This window comes from Bacillus sp. LR--39 (genome assembly GCF_053613335.1).
In genome coordinates, this window is the sequence record NZ_JBSIOT010001101.1 from 1 (window position 1) to 630 (window position 630).

General features: G+C 43.3%; 1 protein-coding gene and 1 pseudogene. One reads left to right on the forward strand and one right to left on the reverse strand.

Annotated features, from left to right (window positions below; all coding sequences use genetic code 11):
• Positions 1-106: 106 nt before the first annotated feature.
• Entirely contained in the window at positions 107-274 is a 168-nt protein-coding gene (locus tag ACWHAR_RS28710; protein ID WP_015252312.1) for a YjfB family protein, read from the reverse strand.
• 125 nt (positions 275-399) lie between these two features.
• Between ACWHAR_RS28710 and ACWHAR_RS28715 the strand changes: the two are divergent.
• A pseudogene (locus ACWHAR_RS28715) lies at positions 400-630 on the forward strand (hypothetical protein); the annotation flags it as partial.

Sequence of the window (630 nt, forward strand, 5' to 3'; positions counted from 1 at the left end):
TGGCAAACAATAAATCATACGGAGGAACAATCAAAACATGCATGCTTTTTTGTGAACAATAAAGGCGGCCGGGAGGATGGAGTTCTTGGCCGCCTTTGATGTGAGGTTAAACTTTTACATCAATGGTTTGTCCGAGAGTCGGATGCTGAATCATCTTTAAGGTTTGATCGGCATTTTGCTGGGCGGTGTCCAGCATTTTTTTCGTTAAAGCGATATTAACATTCTGGGCAAGGGATGCTTGATGCATTGCAACCGATAAAGCAGGAATATCCATCGTTCCACCTCCTATGCCTTACCTATCGGCGGCTTTGTATCATTTTACAGTGAAAAATGGCTTAATTTTCGCTGTTGACCCTTACGCTAGAGCATACCGTATGTTTTTGACAAGGAGGGATCAGGATGAATCTTGTCATGGAAAAGACCTTTGAGCAATACGAAAAGCTGTTTTCAATGGAAGAACAGAAAAGAGAAGATGAATTTCGGTATACGATGATGAGGCCGTTTGAAAAGATGTGGACCGCCATCCATGTTCCGCTGAAAGCGAAGGAGCCAAACGGCTATGATGTGATCATGGCTGCGAAAATGCTTGGCTATTTGGATGTCCGTGATGTTGAAATCGGACAGAAAGCA